The organism is Ktedonobacter racemifer DSM 44963, assembly GCF_000178855.1.
GTDB classification, from domain to species: domain Bacteria; phylum Chloroflexota; class Ktedonobacteria; order Ktedonobacterales; family Ktedonobacteraceae; genus Ktedonobacter; species Ktedonobacter racemifer.
The window spans coordinates 118,914-139,307 of the sequence record NZ_ADVG01000002.1 but is presented as its reverse complement, the minus strand read 5'-3'; the positions used below and the strand labels follow the sequence as shown (position 1 = coordinate 139,307).

The 20,394-nt window shown below is 55.4% G+C and carries 13 protein-coding genes and 1 pseudogene; 11 read left to right on the top strand and 3 right to left on the bottom strand.

Features of this window, described 5'->3' with window-relative positions:
* The 3 genes from KRAC_RS16970 to KRAC_RS16960 all read left to right on the top strand — a co-directional run bounded on the left by KRAC_RS16970 (position 1) and on the right by KRAC_RS16960 (position 2,106).
* The gene (locus tag KRAC_RS16970; protein WP_007909114.1) at positions 1-219 is read left to right on the top strand and encodes a hypothetical protein; all 219 of its coding nucleotides are present in this window, start codon (positions 1-3) and stop codon (positions 217-219) included.
* 214 nt (positions 220-433) lie between these two features.
* Entirely contained in the window at positions 434-799 is a 366-nt protein-coding gene (locus KRAC_RS16965; protein ID WP_007909113.1) for a HypC/HybG/HupF family hydrogenase formation chaperone, read from the top strand.
* 761 nt (positions 800-1,560) lie between these two features.
* A complete protein-coding gene (locus KRAC_RS16960; protein WP_007909111.1) occupies positions 1,561-2,106 on the top strand; it encodes an NADPH-dependent FMN reductase in 546 nt (181 codons plus the stop codon).
* Positions 2,107-2,216: 110 nt separating this feature from the next.
* On the opposite strand, the gene KRAC_RS16955 is transcribed toward KRAC_RS16960, so the two are convergent.
* Positions 2,217-2,639, bottom strand: a complete 423-nt coding sequence (locus tag KRAC_RS16955) for an alpha/beta fold hydrolase (protein WP_157506746.1) — start codon at positions 2,637-2,639, stop codon at positions 2,217-2,219.
* Positions 2,640-2,656: 17 nt separating this feature from the next.
* Between KRAC_RS16955 and KRAC_RS16950 the strand changes: the two genes are divergently transcribed.
* The 8 genes and pseudogenes from KRAC_RS16950 (at position 2,657) to KRAC_RS16915 (ending at position 16,668) form a co-directional block, all read left to right on the top strand.
* Positions 2,657-3,793, top strand: coding sequence for an aminotransferase-like domain-containing protein (locus KRAC_RS16950; RefSeq protein WP_007909110.1), 1,137 nt, complete (start codon positions 2,657-2,659; stop codon positions 3,791-3,793).
* Between the two features lie 249 nt (positions 3,794-4,042).
* A pseudogene (locus KRAC_RS66020) lies at positions 4,043-5,595 on the top strand (zinc ribbon domain-containing protein).
* A 934-nt stretch (positions 5,596-6,529) separates the two neighbouring features.
* Positions 6,530-6,658 (top strand): hypothetical protein, encoded by a 129-nt coding sequence (locus KRAC_RS78260; protein ID WP_007909106.1) that lies wholly within the window; start codon positions 6,530-6,532, stop codon positions 6,656-6,658.
* A 689-nt stretch (positions 6,659-7,347) separates the two neighbouring features.
* Entirely contained in the window at positions 7,348-8,673 is a 1,326-nt protein-coding gene (locus KRAC_RS16935; protein WP_007909104.1) for an NAD(P)/FAD-dependent oxidoreductase, read from the top strand.
* Between the two features lie 107 nt (positions 8,674-8,780).
* Positions 8,781-10,334: a serine/threonine protein kinase gene (locus KRAC_RS61760; protein WP_169460904.1), complete on the top strand. Its 1,554-nt coding sequence runs from the start codon at positions 8,781-8,783 to the stop codon at positions 10,332-10,334.
* Between the two features lie 92 nt (positions 10,335-10,426).
* Positions 10,427-11,038: a Dps family protein gene (locus KRAC_RS16925; protein ID WP_007909100.1), complete on the top strand. Its 612-nt coding sequence runs from the start codon at positions 10,427-10,429 to the stop codon at positions 11,036-11,038.
* A 191-nt stretch (positions 11,039-11,229) separates the two neighbouring features.
* Positions 11,230-12,537 (top strand): GTPase ObgE, encoded by a 1,308-nt coding sequence (obgE, locus tag KRAC_RS16920; RefSeq protein ID WP_007909098.1) that lies wholly within the window; start codon positions 11,230-11,232, stop codon positions 12,535-12,537.
* Between the two features lie 234 nt (positions 12,538-12,771).
* Entirely contained in the window at positions 12,772-16,668 is a 3,897-nt protein-coding gene (locus KRAC_RS16915; protein ID WP_007909096.1) for a tetratricopeptide repeat protein, read from the top strand.
* Positions 16,669-16,738: 70 nt separating this feature from the next.
* Here KRAC_RS16915 and KRAC_RS16910 read toward each other — a convergent pair whose 3' ends face one another.
* Positions 16,739-18,757, bottom strand: a complete 2,019-nt coding sequence (locus KRAC_RS16910) for an MraY family glycosyltransferase (protein WP_007909092.1) — start codon at positions 18,755-18,757, stop codon at positions 16,739-16,741.
* A gap of 111 nt (positions 18,758-18,868) precedes the next feature.
* Positions 18,869-20,392, bottom strand: coding sequence for a UDP-N-acetylmuramoyl-L-alanyl-D-glutamate--2,6-diaminopimelate ligase (locus KRAC_RS16905; RefSeq protein WP_007909090.1), 1,524 nt, complete (start codon positions 20,390-20,392; stop codon positions 18,869-18,871).
* Between the last annotated feature and the right edge of the window lie 2 nt (positions 20,393-20,394).

The following is a 20,394-nucleotide window of genomic DNA, read 5'->3' as shown; positions in this document are numbered from 1 at the left end:
ATGAGTCGCAAGTCTGAGCATGATAACGAGAAGCAGCAGAAGGCCAGTCGCAAAGAGAAAGATACAGATCAGTCTCAGGTGGTCAATGATGAGGATATCCCTGTAGAGTCGAAAGAGCAGGCTATTGAGGAGATCCGTGAGGCCGCTGAGAAGTCTGGTTACGCTAAACAGATTCAAGAAGAGTCGCGCAAGCGCGAGCAGGGCGAAAAAAATCGCTAGTCTCTCCTTGCCCCAGACTGTGAGCAGTACCAGTTGGCCCTTATCGGGGCGCATCATATGAGCGATGCCCCCGATTATTTATGCTATTTTTAAGAAGTTCTGGAGGCTGCATTATGCTTGCGGCGGTAATATAGTTTTGTAACTACTTCTTATTGAAATTGGTAGTATTTGCAGTCGGGTTTATCTGCTCCTGATGGAAGAGGAGGGCTTTCCCATGAACTCTGAGGAGAATATCAATACCCAGGATGTCCTTTTTGAGAATACTAAGCATCTCTCAAGCCTGCCTGTGAGAGAAGAGAGCGCGGTGGTGCGTTCGCATGGCGTCTGGAGCGAGCAGACTCCTCCGCTGTCGGCGGGGACGTCGCCAGAGAGTCATTGTCTTACATGTAGTGATGAACCCCAGACCGCCAGAGTTATCAGCCTGGATGAGGAGGAGACGGGTTTCGCCCTGGTGGAGGCACAAGAACATATTGAGCGTGTCGATGTTTCGCTGCTGCCGCATGTCGCGCCTGGCGATACGCTGCTCATCCATGGCGGCGTCGCCATTGCGCATCCAGGTGTAAGGCCATCAGAACGCTAGAGCCGGGTCAGTATATCTGCATGCGCATAGTATAGGCGCAAAAAAAGCAGGCTTTGTGCCCGTAAAGCCTGCTCTCAAGTCGGTTTGCAGTTCAGAATGTGTTTTCACATTTCCAAAGGGTTTCTCTCGTCCTGAGATGTAATCAGCTCGCCTTCCAGCGGGGTGATGTGTTTCTCATGGCCTTTATCTTACGCTTTCTTTGCCCTCTACACTGTGAAGTAGCTCACAAAATGAGACATATCTACAGGATGATGCACCATTCTTGTCGCATGATGCAGCCTTACTTTGTGCTTATTCCCTTCTATGTGGTATGCTCTTTGGCCTGCGGGAATATAATGAAGGTGCTGCATGTTTTCTTGAGAGGAGAGAGGCAATCACTCTGGCGGCAAAACCTTAGCATTTGCTGCTGGCTGTCGATAATAGGTAGCGTGTGTGTTGTGATGGTGTTATCTATGTCGTCATCAATGCAGCCTTGCTGGCTGCGCTTTCCATCCGTTTTTAAAAGCTCATACTGCTCGAGTTGGCTAGTATATTGCGCTGCGTACGAATGGTGAAGGGATGACTTTTTGCCTATAAGCTCAGCACTTTCGTTGCTACGAGTGATAAATATGCGTTTAATAATTCGTGCCCCTGAAAAATAGCGCTACATGTGCTGAGGGTGGGAGAACGTAGCAGCCTGTAAATGGGCCTGTATTGTTCACAAAATTTTCGTATAAGAAGTTAATGTTGATTTTTGCCATCTTTTTCTAAGGAGTTCTACCTTGTCTATCATTCGCATTGTTGGTTTTACCGGTAGCCTACGCGAAGAGTCCTATAATAAAGCGGCCTTGCGAGCGGCACAGGAACTTTTGCCCGCCCAGGCCGAGCTTGAAATTCTCTCACTCTCTGATCTACCCGCTTTTACAGAGACGTACAACACTCCCGAAAGTGTTCGCCTGTTCAGCGAGCGTATTGCTCAGGCTGATGCGCTCTTGATCGCGACCCCTGAATATAAAGGTCTGCTTTCCAATGCACTTAAGAATGCCCTGAAATGGATTGCTGCCAGCGGGAATGCCGCCCTGGCCGAGAAGCCAGTTGCACTCATGGGTATTGGTCGTCAGAGTGGTCCCGCACACGTCCAGTTGCGCCAGTTGCTGGCTACACAGAAGAGCGACCTGCTGGACGAGCCTTCGCTCTACGTAGGCGAGGGGCGTTCTAAGATTGATGCAGAGGGCCGTCTGGTGGACGCCGAGACTCGTGAGCAGCTCCAGCAGCTCTTGCAAACTCTGGTCGCGCGCGTCGATGACGCCAAGAGCGCCCTGGTATAGTCGCCAAAAACAGACTTTTTCCAGTTTCCTCAAAGGGATTTGACCGAGCGGAGCAATCGCATTTTGCGTATCGCCCGCTCTTTTTTTACTCACTTCCCTGCCTACATTGATTATGAAGCCAGGATGGGAAGAAGAAACTGTTTGAGCACTGCGTTAAACTCATTGGGACGCTCCATGTTCGGCATATGCCCGGTTCCCTGGATGATGGCGAGTCGGGAGCCTGCAATCCCTTGGTGTATCAGTTCGGCGTCGCTGATAGGCGTGAACGCGTCTTCGCTGCCGACGACGACCAGGGTTGGTACCGTGATTTCGTGTAGCAATGGGGTATAGTCGCGGCGTTCCGCTCTGCCCCTCAGGGCAGCCGCGGCTCCTTCGGGTGGGGTATGCAGAATCATCTGGCGAACCTTCTCCACGACGTCAGTTTGCTCAGTGAACGTCTGGGGGGTTAGCAAGTCTGGCAGCAGCTCTTCGGCAAATTCCTGCATGCCCTGCTCAACGATGCGTTGGGCGTTCCTATAATGACTCCCTGGCACGCAGTCCGTTGTTTGAAATGCTGCTTACCGAGCCGCGAGATCAGATCGACCTTTCGACAGGCGTCTCCCCGCTGGGTGGCCTGGCTCTTGAAGCCTTCACTCTCCCCGAACAGGACCTTATATCCTTGCTGAATACTCACGGCTATGCGCCTCTCGGGCTTCCAGAACTTCGTCACGCTATTGCCCAGTATTTTGAGCAGATGGGATTGCCGACGAGCCCCGAGCAGATCCTGGTGACTTCAGGCGCGCAGCAGGCCCTTTCGCTGGCTGCTACGCTCTATATTCAGCGCGGCGATACCGTCATGCTAGAAAATCCCACCTTCTTTGGGGCGCTTGATACCTTTCGCGCCCTTGGTGCGCGGCTCTTGCCCGTGCCAATGGATCATGAGGGATTGCGTGTCGATATTCTTCAGCGGGTGCTGGGAACAAGCTTGCCGCGTCTACTCTACCTGACTCCGACCTTTCATAATCCCACTGGTACAGTGCTTTCACCTGCACGTCGGCGTGTCATCGCCTCATTAGCAAAAGAGTTTGCTCTGCCAGTCATAGAGGATAACGCCTTCGCTGATTTGAGCCTCACTGCTGATGTGCCTCTACCAATTGCCAGCTTTGCCCCCGGTGAGGCTATTCTGACGCTTGGCTCGATGAATAAGCTTTTCTGGCAAGGGCTACGTGTAGGATGGATTCGCGCTCCTGAAACGCTTATTACGCGGCTTGGACGCCTCAAGGTCATCGCTGACCTTGGCACAGGGAGCCTCACACAGGCTATCACTCTGCGTTTATTGAAATACATCGAGGACGTAAAAGCGGTACGCCGTCAGCAACTCCAACAGCAGCTTGATCTCGCGACCACTTTGTTGCGCGCATACCTCCCTGGATGGACATGGACGCCGCCAGATGGTGGTTTCTTCTTATGGGTGTGCCTGCCCTATGGTGACGCGAGCGAGTTCGCTCAAATTGCCCTCCGTTTCGCCTTAGTTGTAACCCCAGGTACAATTATGTCCGTCGATGATTCGCACCAGCAGTATCTACGTCTCCCCTTCCAGACTTCCCCCGATGTGCTGGAAAAAGGCATTCAACGTCTCGCCCAGGTCTGGGATGTATATGGACACCTGGTGCGTGAGAAACGTATCTCCAGCCATGGGATGCCCTGACTATGCATGTACGCTCAGACTGTTTCTCGGCTTTCTGTCTAATCTGTGTGCTTCATTCCTGACACAACTCCTGTCACCTTTGGATAACTTTAGCCCGCCGCAAGCTGCGCCGTTTCAACGGCGGCAGTGAGGCGTGTCCCGGCTTTAGCCCTTGCATAGCACAATAGAGAACATATGTTTGGCAATTTCAACGTATTGTAGTATTCTCTAAAAGAGACACAATATATTTTTGAGAGAAAAGTACTAAAAATAGCAAAAGCCACGAAAACAATCAGGCAAGCGTTGCAGTATCCGCCACAGTCAGCCCACTCCTTCGCGGAGCATCAGGCGCTCTACAATCGTGTCGTGGCCTTCTACTTTGAGGTCATCCAGGCCCATGAGGGCATCCTCTCTCTCAAGAACAAGGAGGCCCTCACCGCTCTGGAGAAACTCACCCATGCGACGGAGAAGAGCCCCCATCCCATTCTGCCACTCTCCGACATCGCCCCGGATATCCCTGCGATGTTCCGGCGCGCCGCCATCAATGCGGCCCTTGGCTCTGCTCGCGCCTTTTTCTCCTCGCTCAAAACGTGGCGAGCACGCAAAGAGAAGCACGAGGCCCAACCATGCAAAAAGGGCAAGAAGCAGCAGCCGTTCAGGGAGCGGCCACCGGTCCCGCCGCGCACCTGGAACAAATCGGCCTCCTTCTACGCGGGCTTGTGGAAAGAACGCTCTCAGCACTCCATCATGCTCAGAGTGTGGACCGGCTCGTGCTGGTCCTGGCTCAAAATTGGTGCGCTTTCTCGCGATATTCCCGAGGGGTACGCACTAGGGAGCCCGCAACTGGTTCGCAAGGGCAAGAGCTGGTGGTTGCATACTCCCATCGAGAAAACGTTGGAGTCCCCCGCCAACGTTGTTGAACAGATAGCATCCAAAGAGACACGTCTCTGCGCGGTCGATTTGAACCTCGACCAGCATATAGCTGTGTGTACCGTCCAGGCAGTCGAAGGCACCATCCTGGCGACGTCCTTCATTGGAAATGGCACAGCGGTATCGGGCACAAGGCGCGAGACTGCTCGGACGCATTGCACACAACCGATCTCAGACTGGCATCATTGCCGAAGGGGAACAGGACAATGCTGATCTGTGGCGCAAGATCAGGCACGTCGATGAGCACATCGCGCACCAGGTGAGCGCCCGCATTGTCCAGTTCGCCATCGATCAGCAAGCAAGCATACTGGTCTTCGAGCATCTAGGCAACCTGCGCCCGCAAAAAGGCACGTATGCGCGCCGCAGCAACATGAAACGCGCCTACTGGATGCGCAGGGCGCATCTTCAAGTACACGAAGTACAAGGCGTGGAATGCAGGTGGTCTCATCACGTGCCGCGTCAATCCGCGCAATACGAGCCGGCAATGCCATCGCTGTCACGCGCCCGTCATTCGCTACAATGAGGGCGAGCCGGTTGAGGGATACACGCCCGGCGCGGCGCTTTGCCTGTGCCCACAATGCCAGATGCGCGACCATGCCGACCGCAATGCCAGTCTGAGAATCGGGCAGCGCTTGATCAAGCGCGACCAAGAACCGTTGAAGGAAAAGCCCCATGCTCGTTCGCGACGTGCGATGAGGGGGTCGAAAGACGCAGGTGTTGGGATCTCTCAGGATGCCGAACGCGAAGGGCAACCATCTATTGCTCACGCAAGGCAAGGGGATCACGCCAACGGGCCTGGCACCGGTGCGCCGTATCGGCGGCAGAATATGAGCGCAACAGAAGTTGTGAAGGTTGTTGGAAGACCTTCTGCGCACCTCACTTATCCTTGCTGAAAGGCTTGAACCTCGAAAGGGGGAGGGGAGTAGAGCATGTGAGGAAAAGACAGCGTAAAGACAAGTCATCAACGCCTTGAGCTGCCAGCGCAAAGCGTGTATGGGTAAGGATGGATTTCTTGAAACCTAGTCCAAATGGTCTCCAGGCCGACGCTAGCGAAAGATGGCTGAAACGCTAGACCAGATTGTAGCGCGATAAGGCGGTGCTATCGTTCTATCCAACCAATCTGGCATTCTCTTACTACGAGAGGTACACATTGGACGAACGGGTGCCCTGGAGCATGCTAAAACTCATTCTGCTGTAAATACGGGATCACCTAAACAGGGTCACACCTGCATGGTGACGGAGCTTCCGTAGTAGTGCGCCCATGTGGCACAAGAATCTCTCTCACCCGTCGGGGTGGGTCCACTGAAGCAGTGTGGATAAACCAGCAACTTACTTTCGCTCGAAAGAGTCGAGGGGACCGTAGCATGTTGTATCAAAGGCGAGTGAAGTCCCAGTACCAGGGGCCAGAGGCTCGTCAGGTAAGTCGTGTATGGTGAAGACTGATTGTCTGAAGCCCAGTCAAGGCGGAACCGGGGCAGCCCACAGGAAACGGTACTAGCGCCTGTGTTCGACGTTGCCGGGAACGGTACTACTTCCCGACAAAGCTTCCGTCGGAGCCTACCCGTAAGGAACGGGAAAAGACGTAAAGGACACCTGGAGCACGAACTGAGATTCTTGGAGGCAACTTGGGGTTGCCCTAACCACCGCGAGGTGTATGGGTACAGAGGGACCGAAGTAGTCGCGGAAGTCACGCCCCGCCGGGGCCTGTGAGAAAGACACAGACAGGGCGAAGGGTCCCAGGAACTCGTCTCAGCGGCAGAGGTTGGCCTGGATGGGCCACACGATCTTTGCGCAACGAGGCAAAGGGTTCTGGAGAGCTACAGTGCCATGAAAGTGGCCCGCTGGGTTCGGGAAGAGACCGTTGGAAAAGGGCTGAGTCCAGGAAACCACCTGAAACATCAGGCAGGTCAGGACAGCATCAGTACCTCGCTGGCGGTCTACTTCATCTCAATGTGAGCCTGTAATGGGTCTCGCAGATCGCAGAGCAAAGAAGCTCATGCGATACTGATAGAAGGATAAAGCGTAGTAATACGTCTGAAACCTCCACTATCGAGGGGAAGGGAAGTAGCTTACGTAGCCTACAATCAACCGAAAGCGAGGGTGTGCTGATGCTACCCGATACAGTCATTAGGAGATTGGAAGCACTGACGGCCATCTCAAAACAGGGAAAACGACTGAACGCTGGTACGCTCCCTGATAGAGAACATCTTCAGCGAAACGTAAAGGGAGAGCCGGATACCTGGAAACTCGTACGTCCGGTTCGGCGAGAGGGTGACGGGTGATCCCGCAAGGGACAACCGCTCCCTACTCGACCCCAGGGGGGATTGCGCCGGATGGGTGCGCGCCTCTCAGATATAGCTACCACACTACGCCTCCATTTTGAGTAGTCCCTACGGGATATGTCGCGCTTACGGAGCCGTGTCAGAAGCTGCTGGGCTTTAGCCCATGCGGAGTGTCACGATAATCATAGTTGTCTACGGAACGCACGCCTGACCGACGCGTGCTTTAGCAGCGTTGGGCCAAGGTAGGGGCTTGCCATTGATCGCGTAAATGAGCCACAATAAAGTGTGCTGGTACACTGTGTATAGTAGCAGCGTGTCTCTATGTTGAGACAGATTTCCTAAACAAGGAGACACATAAGCAATATGATGCAGAAACAACAGTCGGATGGCTTCTCTGTGACGACAGGGCTTCCTCGTGTCGTGATTGTTGGCGCGGGCTTTGGCGGCCTGCGCGTGGCTAGATCTCTACGTGATGCTCCGGCGCAGGTAACTGTGATTGATAAGAATAACCATCATCTTTTCCAGCCCTTGCTCTACCAGGTAGCGACGGCAGGACTTTCACCCGCTGATATCTCGGCTCCCATCCGCTCCATTTTAAAAAGTCAGCAGAATACCACGGTGTTGCTGGCAGAGGTAACGGGTGTGGATACCGAGCGCCAGCTTGTGCTTACCGCCGAGCGCGAGATCCCCTATGACTACCTGATCCTCGCGACTGGTGCGGCCCATAGTTATTTTGGCCATGATGAGTGGAGCGACTTCGCGCCGGGCTTGAAGACTATCACCGATGCCACGCATATTCGGCGCCAGGTGCTACTCGCTTTTGAGGCAGCCGAGATGGAGCCGGACCCTGATCGCCAGCAGGAGTTGATGACCTTTGTGCTGGTGGGGGCTGGTCCTACGGGTGTAGAAATGTCTGGTGCGATTGCTGAGCTGGCTCATAAGGCGCTCGCGCGTGATTTTCGCCATATTGATCCCCGATCGGCACGCGTGATCCTGGTTGAGGCCATGCCACGCATCTTGCCCGCTTTCCCGGAGAAGCTGGCACAGAAGGCGCGCAAAGCCCTGAACCACCTGGGGGTTGAGGTGCGCACGAACTCACCTGTCGAAAATATCGATCGTGAGGGCGTGGTCGTGGCGGGGCAGCGAATTCCGGCGAGAAATGTCATCTGGACAGCTGGTGTAGCGGCCTCGCCCGCGGGCAAGTGGTTGCAGGCCGAGGTTGACCGCGCGGGCCGTGTCAAAGTGCAGCCTGATCTCTCCGTTCCGGGGCTGCCAAATGTGTTTGTGATTGGTGACACATCCTCGCTCATGCAGAATGGCAAGCCTCTGCCAGGTGTGGCACCCGTTGCTATGCAGCAGGGAAACTATATAGGCTCATTGATCGTGCAAAAGGTGAAAGGGTCGCAAGCTTCTGAACCTGCTTTTCAATACACGAATAAAGGAAACCTGGCGACCGTGGGCCGTTCCTTTGGCATAGCTGATTTTGGCCGTGTGCGTATCTGGGGCTTTCTGGGTTGGCTTCTCTGGCTAGCTGTTCACATCTTCTTCTTGATAGGGTTCCGCAATCGGGTACTGGTAATCTTTCAATGGGCATGGGCATACTTGACCTTCCAGCGCGGCGCGCGCCTGATTACCTATCCCCGCCCGTCTCATTCGCAACAGAAGGAACTGGTCGAAGAATTGTTGTAGCTGATCTTGCTAGCCTTACGCTTTATACATATAATAAGGAAATTGTAATTTATGCGTGAGGTGCGTGAATGAGGGACTTGCAGACAAAATTCCCGAAAGGGAAGGTTGTGCGTGATCGCTATGAAATTCAAGAGTTACTAGGGACAGGCGGCTTTGGCGCGGTATATCGTGTGCGTGATCGCCGTGGTGGGAATGTCTATGCCCTCAAAGAGCAGATAGACCCTAATCCTCAGCAGCGCGAACGTTTCGCCTTCGAGAGCCGTATCCTCGAACGCCTGGATCATTACGCCCTGCCGCGTGTGTACCGCGTGTTCGAGGACGAGAAGGCGCAGAGCGTGTATATGCTCATGGACTTCATCAATGGGCCTAACCTGGAGCGTTTGCGACGGCGCCAGCCCGAGGGACGCTTTACCCTTGCTCGCGTTATGGCGATGATGAAGCCTATCATTGAAGCAGTAAGCTACCTGCATCACCAGCAGCCGCCCATTATTCATCGTGATATCAAGCCATCAAATATGATTATCCCTACCTCGGGCGAGGGGGCCGTCCTGGTCGATTTTGGCATTGCCAAGACCTACGACCTGGACTCTACGACCTCAGCCGTGCGGCACTGCTCTCCCGGATATGGCTCGCCCGAGCACTATATGCGCGGTACAAACCTGCGCAGCGATATCTATGGGTTGGGTGCGACCTTTTATACATTATTGACAGGTGAGGTTCCCATCGATGCGCTTACGCGCCTAACACGCGTGAGCAGTGGAAGCGCTGATTCGCTGATTCCTGCGCATAGCCTGGTTGAGGATCTGCCGCAGGAGGTGAGCGATATACTGCAAAAGGCGATGGCGCTTGATCCCGAGGACCGCTATGGCAGCGTAGAAGAGTTTTGGAATGCGTTGAAAGTCTATGCGCCTGAGGTGAAGACCGAGCCTGTGATTTATGAGATGCTCTCTGAGGCGAATGAGGCACCAGGCACCCAGGTCGAGACGCCACAACCGCCCCCGGTGACTCCTGCCCCACTCCCACCGCCAAGCATTGTGGTGCAGGAGATACCCCGGCGTCAACGCCGCTCACGCAAAGGGCTGTTCCTGTTGGTAGCCGCGCTGCTCCTGGCATTTCTCCTGGTGGGAGGGCTGATCTGGACTGCTAATAGTGGCTTGCTTGCTGGCGTATCAACGCAGGCCAAAGTCACACCCACATCATCGACTGTGCACCAGCCAACGGCCAGGACGACGCAGGTGCCGACCAGGGGGACAACGCCCACGGCTACGCCGACTGCCTCACCAGCCCCTCCAGTGGTACAACCGCCAGCCTCGCCACCGCGACTGGCTCGGGGCTACGATGGCACGATTTCGGATAAATATACTGATCCGCCAACCAATTCTACGATTGCACTCTCTAATATTGCGCAAAATGGCCAGAGCTTTACTGGCTATGCCTCCTTTGGCTCGGGATTAGTTGGTAATAACAATTTTAATGGGACCATTACGCCTGATCGCAAGTTTCATTTCCTGGTCGCAAGCTATGCGGGCTTGCTGCCACTCTACTTTCAAGGTCAGGTGAATGGTGATAAATCCCTCTCGGGAACCTATTGTAGTTATCGCAATAATGCCTGTGATAACCAGAGTGGTGGCTACGGCGATTGGCACGCCTCACCGCGCTAAAGTTGTAACCTCTCTTCTGCAAAAAGCGTGTTGAGTTTTGGATACACAAAATATGACGTCGCTATCTGTTATGTAAAAGGAGTGAACGATAGATGACTACCAAGACTCACACCATGTCGAAGCAGGGGGCACAGACAATCGAGGCCCAGCCTCGCTTTAAGCAGCGTTCATACGAGATCCAGCAGTATGGACAGTTGCACGCTATGCCTCTTAGCCTGCCTGAAAGCGCGATCAAACAGAATGTTGAGTGTCTGAATCAGCTGGTTGCCGATTCGATCACACTCTACAATCTCTATAAAAAACACCACTGGCAGATGACTGGCCCAACGTTCTACCAGTTACACTTGCTGTTAGACGAGCACGCCGAACAGATTGAGAAGACCATCGATCTGCTGGCTGAGCGCGTGCAGCAGCTGGGTGGGGTCACCATTGCCATGCCGCATGATGTGGCGGAACTGACCAAGATCGAGCGGCCACCAAAGGGGGTTGAGGATGTGCCAGCGATGCTCTCGCGTCTCGTGAGCGCACATGCGACCGTCATTCAAGGTGTGCGTGAGGGCATTGAGTTAAGCGATAAAAACAAGGACTACACGACCAACGATATCCTCTCCTCGGAAGTCCTGCCCTTGCAAGAGATGCAGACCTGGTTCATCTCCCAGCACCTGGTGGATACTCCCTTCTCCAGTATGAAAGAAGAAGGCTAGATCAGTACCCGCAGTGCTTTGTAAAAAGTGTAGAAATGGGCAACCGGCTCTGCCGGTTGCCCATTTCTACACTTTTTACAAAGCTACTAATGCATAGCGTTCTTAGCCGTTCTATGGTATATTTTATTGCGCTGCTGTACAAAGATTGTTTTTTAAGAACGCATAAAGAAGGATAGAGTGGGGAAGACGCCATGTTTTTTGACCATACCAAGATTTTCGTAAAGGCGGGTGATGGTGGCAACGGTTCAATGCATTTTCGCCGTGAGAAGTTTGCTCCCAATGGAGGACCTGATGGTGGTGATGGTGGCCGGGGTGGCAGTGTCTACTTTGAAGCAACCAATCAGCTAAATACGCTGATTGATTATCGTTATAAACAGAATTTTAGCGCGGAGTCCGGCGAGAGTGGCATGCGTCAAAAGATGCATGGCGCGAAAGGAAATGATGTTATCCTGAAGGTGCCCTGTGGCACAATTATTCGGAATGCCGAGACAGCTGAACTGATCGCGGACCTCGTAGAGCCAGGGCAGCAGGTAATGGTGGCTCGTGGTGGCCGTGGTGGCCTGGGAAATGTGCATTTCGCGACCTCGACGCACCAGGCTCCACGTGAAGCGCAAAAAGGCGAGCCTGGTGAGGAGCACTGGATTACGCTTGAGCTGCGCCTGATCGCCGATGTTGGCCTGGTGGGCTACCCCAATGCAGGCAAATCCACGCTGCTCTCCGTTGTAACCGCTGCGCGCCCGAAGATTGCTGACTATCCCTTTACGACCCTGGTTCCCAACCTGGGAGTCGTTGAGGTTGGACATGCCAGGCAGGGTGACGGCTTTGACTTTGTCCTGGCCGATATTCCTGGCTTGATCGAGGGTGCGGCCCAGGGCATTGGCCTGGGACATGAGTTTCTGCGCCATGTCAAGCGCACGCGCCTGCTCATTCATATGCTGGATGGGTCCCTGGTCGAGGAGCGCGATCCCTGGGAAGATTTCGCGAAGATCAACCAGGAACTGCGTGACTACGACGAACAGCTGGCCGCGCGGCCACAGATTGTGGTGCTGAATAAGATCGATCTGCCCGAGGCCCAGGAACGCTGGCCCGCGCTCAAGGCTCAGGCCGAGGCTGCTGGCTATCCCGTTTTCGCCATCTCCGCGGCCACTCACCAGGGGACACAGGAACTCATGCAGTTTGCAGGCGACCGCTTGCGCGAAATCAAGCGAGAGGAAGAGGAGCTTGCCGCGGCCCAGGTGCTTTCGCTTGAGAACGCCCCCGTGTTGCGCCCTCAGCCTGATGATGCCTTCTCGGTCATCAAAGACGAGGGCGTGTACGTCGTACGCGGTAAACGTGTCGAACGCGCGGTCAGTATGACCGACACTGAGAGCGAAGAGGGTATGGATCGCCTGGAGCGTACTCTGGAGAAAATGGGGGTAACGAAGGCCCTCGAGATCGCAGGTGTTCAGGTGGGCGATGTCGTTCGCTTCGGCAAAGTCGAACTCTTCTGGGGCGAGTAAGCATATGTGGGGCCTTTTATCAAAGGCCCCATTTTTTTAGTCAAAGGCGGTGGAATCTCCTCGCTGTATGCCGCTGTGGCTGTTGAGCAAGCTAACCGCCAAGTAGAATGTAATCACTTATTCCTGAATTGTGCTATACTAACTGCGAGAGAGCGTCTTTTCAGCCATCCTGGCAGAGGTGTCGCGTAAAGCTCTACTATTTTGGAAGAAAGACCAGGGCGCCGGTTACACATTATGAGTGAAACCATTAATTTCCTATTTCAGAGTCGTGACAAGGGTCATTTTGAGCTACAGGTCAAAGAAAGCTGGTCGGGACGGACCGTACGCGGAAATTTTATTCCGCCCTATACCACCAAGCAGTTAAATCTCCTGCTGAAGAAACTGAACACGCTACAGAACAATAACACGCAGAATTTGCGCGAGATTGGCTACCGTCTCTTCCTCTCGTTATGTGGTATGGACGTTACTTCACCATTGCCGTTGAACGCCAGGCCTCACGAGGCCGAGCAATCTGTTCAGGCGCTTTTGCGTGGCGTTATTCAGCGTACGCTGCGTCGCCGTGGAACAGTGGCGCTTACCTTCTCCTTTGGGGTGGGCTGTGATGAGTTTGTGCGCTATCCCTGGGAGCTACTGCATAATGGCGACCTCTTCCTGCTGGGCTCGGGTATCTTCACGCTGACGCGTGCATTGATTGATGCCGATGATGTGGGCGGTTGCGAACTGCCTGTGCATCCACCTATGCGTGTGCTCTATATCGGGTCCTCACCCCTGGATTGTGCTCCGCTGGAGACCGAAATTAGCTTTGAGGCCCTGGAACGCGGTTTCTCACCCCTCATTGCCTCGGGCCAGGTCTTCCTTGATCGCCTGGAGCCACCGACCTTTGATCAGCTTGTGCGCTATTTAAGCTCCTATGGTGGCGCGGGCGTCTTTGACGATAGCGATACCTCAATCCCTTGCTATATTGTCCACTTTGATGGGCATGGTGCCTATGGACGCCTTTGTCCCAATGAGGAATGTAAGGTCGTCAATGATGCTGAGGTACGCCGCTGTACGAGCTGTGGGCAATCGCTGAGCCGGGTGAACCCCCAGACCTACCTCTGTTTCTGTAATGAGGAAGGCTACAACCAGTTTATCGATGCTCAGTCTCTACGTGATCTCTTTGTCAGCAGCGATGTGCGCCTGGCGGTTTTCTCGGCCTGTGAGACCGCCATGGTGGCGGCGGAGGGACCGCACTGTCAGAAGCGCCTCGGCGCCAATCCCGTAGATGCATCGCTGGCGACAGCCCTGGTCTCGGCCCAGGTGCCAGCGGTGGTCGCGATGCCTTTCTCGCTCCAGGATGACCTGAGTCCGACCTTTATGTCGCATTTTTACGAGGCACTCGCCGATGGTCGAACGCTGGAGGAGGCGCTGGCGCGGGCGCGCCAGGCCATGCTCCCCTTGCAGCAAAGCTGGTTTATCCCCGTACTCTATCGCCGGGTCACCGAGGGCGATGTCGCTCCTGTGCCTCTGCTTGTCAGCCAGGAGCAGCCAGAGGAGCATGATGCCCCCCTGGCACATCTGGGATCGTTCACAACTTTTGTGGGACGCGAGCGCGAGCTGCGTGAGCTTGATGCCTTGTTACTGGCGGTTTCGGCAAATGGAGCGAATGCCAGGACCGCGCAGCGTCAACGCCATAACCCGCACCATATCGCGGTTACCGGGTCGGCTGGCATTGGCAAGAGCGCCCTGGCCCTGGAGGTGGTGCGCCGTCACCAGGATAAATTCCCTGGTGGCGTCGTTGGTGTCTCGCTTGAGGGCGGCAAGACCTTTCATGAGGCCCTGATCGAGATTATTCATTATTTGCACATCCCGACGCGCTTGCAGTCTGCCGTGGATAGCGAGCATCGTGCGCGCCTGGTGATGGGCACACTGCGCTCACTTGCCAGTCGCGAACTTCCCTGTCTGCTCTTGCTGGATGCCTTTGAAGAGGTGGGAGATCGCAATGAACTGGAGACCTGGCTTCAATTCATCTGCGCACTTCCTGCTGAAGTAACAGTCCTGGTGACCTCCCAGTCGAACCCCGAAAATATGCTGGCCCTGGAGAATGCGCATTGTCGCTGGTATGAGTATCGCGTAGGGAAGATGACCGACTCCGACCAGTTGCAGCTCTTTATGGAGTTGGCGCAGGCGAGCGGGCTGGACCAGCGTATTCACCTTGATGATCCCTATCAGCAGGAGATCTTACGTGAGATCTGCTCCCTGCTAGATGGCTATCCCCTTGGGGCCGAGCTGATCTTTGGCACCGCGCGCACGATTGAGGGTCAGGTGTACACACCAGAGGCCGCCACTCGCTCCCTGGAGGAGGTTCGCGATGAACTGCGCAGCTCTCCCCTGGCTGGCATCCTCACCGTCTTAGAGGTCTCCTCCAGGCGCCTGAGCGCTTCGGCCCGCCTGCTGCTTGCCTATCTCTCGGCCTTTAAACTTCCCTTTAGCCGCGAACAGATTGCCCTGCTCTTTCAGGATACGGTCGCCGGAACCACAGATGGGCTTGCTACGCTTACGTCTGCATCCCTGGAGGACGCTGCGGCAGATTCTCCTTTGCAGGTGCTTGTGCGCAACTGGCGCGCCTCGCGCGATGAACTTGTGCAGTCCTCATTTGTGCAGTTTGATGGACGTGTCTATACCATCCATCCCCAGATACGCCATTTCGCGGTTTCACAACTGCCAGGGGAGGAGCGCAGGCGCGTCCATCGCATCGTCGCATCCTACTATATGCACCTGCCCCAGCCTAGCCCCGAGGAGTGGTTCGCCGCCTTTGAGCACCTGGAGAGCGCGGGCGAAGCACACGATTTGCAGAACGCGGTGAGCTTAGCGGTGAGGGCCTCCTGGGCCTTGTATGGGCGCGGCTACACAGCCGAGCTTCGCGCGATGCTGCAGCGAGCGAGTGTGCATGCCGTGCGACTGCATGACACAACAGGTGAGGGCAGGATACAGTGCTGTATGGGAGCGCTTATGCGCCACCTGGGACGGTATATAGAGGCCGAAGCTTGCCTGCGTAGTAGCCTGGCGTTTCACCAGCAGAAGGGGGAGGCGCAAGACGCGGCCTGGGCACTCTATGAACTCGCGGTCCTCTCGCGGGAGGAGGCCAACTTCGTCCAGGCTGAGGCTTACCTTGAAGAGGCGCAGCTCAACTTCGTCCAGGCCCAGGATGAACGTGGAAGCCTCTGGCTCGCGCTTGTACGTGGTGAGCTACAGCGCGGGTATGGCAACTACCGGCCAGCGCTAGAACTCTTTGAGCAGGCCGTCAAGGGCCTACGCCAGCTCAAAGATCAGGAGGGGTATGCCTGGGCATTACGTGACCTGGGGGCTACAAAGGGCGCTCTGGGCTACTATACGCGTGCTCTGACCGATAATGAGGAGGCACTGCGTACATTTGACAATCTCAATATGGTCGGCGCTCAGGCCTGGGTGCTTGCTGATCGTGGAGAGATCTATCTGCACCAGGGCAAGCTCGACGCGGCCCAACAGCAGGGGCGAGAGTCGTTGCGCCTCTTTCAGGCACAATCCATGTTGCGTGGGGAGGGCTGGAGCTTACGTCTCCTGGGAAATGTAGCGCGGGCGCGCGGCGATGTAGAGCATGCGCAGTTGTACTATAACGAGGCGCTACGGATCTTTGCCTCATTAAGCGACCGTGTGGACGAGGCGCGTGTCTTGAATGCCCTGGGAGCTGTTGCCTATGCGTGTGGTGAATACCAGGAGGCGCAATCCTACTATGAGCAGGCGCTGACACGTGTACAGGAGCAGAACGTCTTGTTGATTGAGGCGCAAACGTTGTGGGGGCTGGGCGATATCGCACGTGCCTGGCGACGTTTCTCCGAGGCCGAGCACTATTATACCCGGTCTGGGCAGTTTGCGGATCGCCTGGCCTTACCCGCCATGCAGTGCGCAGTTCTGCGTCGCCAGGGGCTTTTGCGCCAGGCCGAGGGGAAGTATCAAGAGGCCTTGCGCTACCTGGTACAGGCTCTGGTCCTCGATCAGCGCCAGGAGCATCCAGTACGCCAGGAACTGGCGCAATGTATTCACACGCTGGTGCGTGAGCAGCACCTCGACGATGAATATAGTCAGCTCAAAAACCAGTATGCGCTTGCCTGATTGCTAAAGATGATAGGGAAAAGGAAGAGCCAGGCTACAGGCCTGGCTCTTCCTTTTCCCTATCTTTATTTTATTTTGAGGATGAGCGGAAGAGACGTGTGAACCACCTGGAGGAGGTAGACGTCTGCTGCGTACCATTGCCTGAGAGGGAGGCGTCGCTTGTATCGCTCAGGTTTTGGCCATTCTGCCCGTTATGGCCATTGGACTCACCCTCCCTATGAGTCGAGGAGCCGAGCGGTGCGGTCATGATCCGAGCCTCTTCGTCGTCCTCGTCCAGGTCCCCTAATTCCTCATTGTTAATGGGGTATGAATGCGTCGGCTTGAGTGATTCCCACGGGCCTGCCAGTATCCCTGCCGTCTCGTCGCTACGAATTGGCTCATGCGGGTTGGGTAGATCGGCTGGTGGGAGATTCCCCGAGAGAATTGGCTCCTGTGGAATGAGCTGATCGCGGCGCATGGGCTGCGTCTCCTGTTTCTCCAGGGCCAGGCGCTCGTCGACCTCGAAGAGCAGACGAGTTACTTCTGGACGCAGGACACGGTTACGCTCGGGGATGCGCGTCCACTGCGCGAGCGCGGCTGGATAGTAGCCAGCACGATAGCAGTAGAGGCCCAGCATGGAGCGCGCATCGTAGATGGTCATACGCTGCCAGAGGGCCAGCTCTTCAGCCGGGGTTTCGATGACATTCTCGCTGGCCTCGATAACCTCGACGAGATGATAGAGGCGAACACCCATGATGCGGTAGGGATAGCCATAGTAGAGGGCCAGGCGCCGTCTACGTGAGCGTTCGGCGGGGTGCTTCCCCACAAAGTAGCACTTGGTCCAGGAGCCGCTCGTCCAGATCGCCAGGGCCAGGATGAGCACCAGGATACGTGCCAGGTAGCGCTCCCAGGTAAAGGTCGATAGGCCCGACATGACACCCAGGGCCGCGAAACAGGCTCCCAGCGCCCAGGCGCCATAGACAAGGCGGCGTCGATCCCATCCCAGCAGATCGAAGTGATGATGTAGCGGTGTGGCCAGGAAGGGCAGTGGAAACTCGGTGTGTGGCACAAACTCATCCGTATTGGCGAAGCGGAGCGTCGTCAAGGAGCGGCGGAAGAAGCGCGTGAGCACACGCGATTGAATGAGGGCCGAGAGGCCTTCCAGGACAAATGCCCCACCCAGGAGTAAGAGCAGAAGCTCGTTGCGTGAAAAGATGGCGATAATGGCCATCATGCCACCCAGGGCCAGGGCGCCGCAGTCACCCATGTAGATCTTCGCGCTGCGTTTAGCGGTGCGGTGCCTGGCTGCCCAGGACGAGGGCCAGTTCCAGGGAAGGTAGCCCAGGGTGCTGCCCGCGCATAGGAGCGCGAGGATTTCAAAGACGATGCCCAACGGATGCCTGGGGTCAATCAGTCCAGTCACGACAATGCCCAGGGCGAGCGAGGCGCTAAAGACCAGGCCACCAGCCAGGCCATCCAGGCCATCGCTAAAGTCGACGGCTGCCGAGGTAAAGCTGCCGACAAAACCAGTCATCAATACAAGGAAAATGAGCCAGCCATAGAACGCGAGCTGTCCAGGATGCACGCGACAGATCGTATCAGCCGCGCAACCTGGATTAGAGAGAAGGGTATTGAGGATAGGTAAATCTTTGTAAAAGCTATATGATTCTTGTCCGGTTGAGACCAGAAAAAAGTAGAGCACGGCGGCGGTGGCGGAGACCAGGAAGAGGCCGCCAAATTTCACGCGTTCCGAGAGTCCCTCTTTGCTATAGACCTTATTCCAATCATCAAGAAAGCCGATCAGTGCAAAGCCAAATGTAGCGCCCAGGCCGATCAGGAGCATTGTCCATTGATCTTTATTCAGTTGAAAGACATATCCTGCCCAGACGCCAATGCCAACGATAGCCAGGGTAAACGCGGGGCCACCAACCAGGGGCAACTCAATGGTTTTGATTTCGCGCCCCCCGGCGGGCATATCTGGACGATGCGTTCCTGGTTTGTGCTCTCCACTGCGAAATTTGGGGAAGAGCACCATCGCCAAACCGCAGAGGGCCAGGCTCGCAACCGCGCACGCAGCGAATATTATTAATAACCAGAGAATAAAATTCATACGTACTCCAAAACAAAACGATGGCTGAGACGCTCCAGTGTCTCAACGCGCCGCAATGACACGCGTTGCTTCTTTGAATTTATGCAAATACCAATCGTATAACAGGTCAATTTACTGGACATGGCTGCGTAACTCTTCTCTTGCAACCTGTCTATCATCCCAGGGAAGCTTGTCCCTCCCTATGATAATACTTTGCTCGTGTCCCTTGCCTGCGAGCAGTACTGTGTCTCCAGGCTGTGCGCGCGAGAAGGCGGTTGCGATGGCTTCGCGCCTATCTGCAATGCAGAGAAAATCGCTTCCCTCTTGTTTCCCGGCCTGCTCGGCTCCCACGGCAATCTCGCGTAAAATGCTTTCGCGATCTTCGTCGCGTGGGTCTTCATCTGTAATAACGAAGAAGTCACTCATTTGTGCGGCAACACTTCCCATGACGGGGCGTTTCTGCCGATCGCGTTCGCCCGCTGAACCAAAGACCACCATGAGCTTTCCTGTGGTGACGGGGCGCAAAATGGCTAGTACTTTTTGGAGGCTATCGGCGGTATGCGCATAGTCGACAATGACGCTAAAGTTTTGTTTCTCATCAATATGTTCCATACGTCCAGGAACGCCTTTGATGGTGGCCAGCGTCTGTGTGATCACATCGAGGGGGATGCCCTGGCTGTACGCGGTCGCGATAGCCGCCAGGCAGTTGCTGACGTTGAAGCGTCCGATCAAGGGGGTCTCGATCTGGCACTCTGCGTCGGGAAGAATGAGCCGGAAGGCAGTACGAGATGCCTGTAGGTGCAGGTCGACGGCGCGTACTGCTGCGTCTGTCTCGATACCATAGTCGAGAATGGGGACGCGGCAATAGGGTTTGAGCACTTCGTAGCTGGAATCGTCTTTGTTGAGGATGGCTACCTTGCGGTATCCCTGTCCTTTGTCCTGCTCTGGATCGAGCATTTCGAAGAGGCGTGCCTTGGCTCTGCGATAGGCATCGAGCGTCTTATGGAAATCCAGGTGCTCATGTGTGATATTGGTGACCACGCCGACGTCAAAGGCACAGCCGCGCACGCGCTGGAGTTCCAGGCCATGTGAGGTGGATTCAATGACGGCATGGGTGGCCTGCATCTCAACCATTTTGCGCAGAAATTCCTGAATCTCCAGGGCCTCTAGCGTACTCTGACGCGTTGCGTTGGCCCATTCCTGCCCATTGAGCTTGAAGTTCGCCGTGGTCATCATTCCCGTGCGTCGCCCGGCTGCGTCAAAGAGTGTACTAATAATATTCGATGTGGTTGTCTTTCCGTCGGTGCCGGTGACGCCTATAGTGCAGAGCTCGCGCGCGGGAAAGCCATAGAAGGCGCAGGCCAGGTCGGCCAACGCTGTGCGGACATCCTCGACCTCAATGTATGGAATAGGCAGGTCGATTGCTGAAGGAAGTGGCGCGCCCAGCGCGACAACGGCCCCGTGTTGCGCGGCATCCGCCACATATCGGCGTCCGTCGGTGTGTACGCCGGGGACGGCGATAAAGAGATAGCCGGGCGCGGCCTTCCGTGAGTCGTAGGCCAATCCCAGAATAGTATCTTGCTCAGGGAGCGTGTTTGCGCCGTAAATATGGGTAGGAGGCTGCTCAAGGGCAGCAAGTAAATTTTTCAGTTGCATAA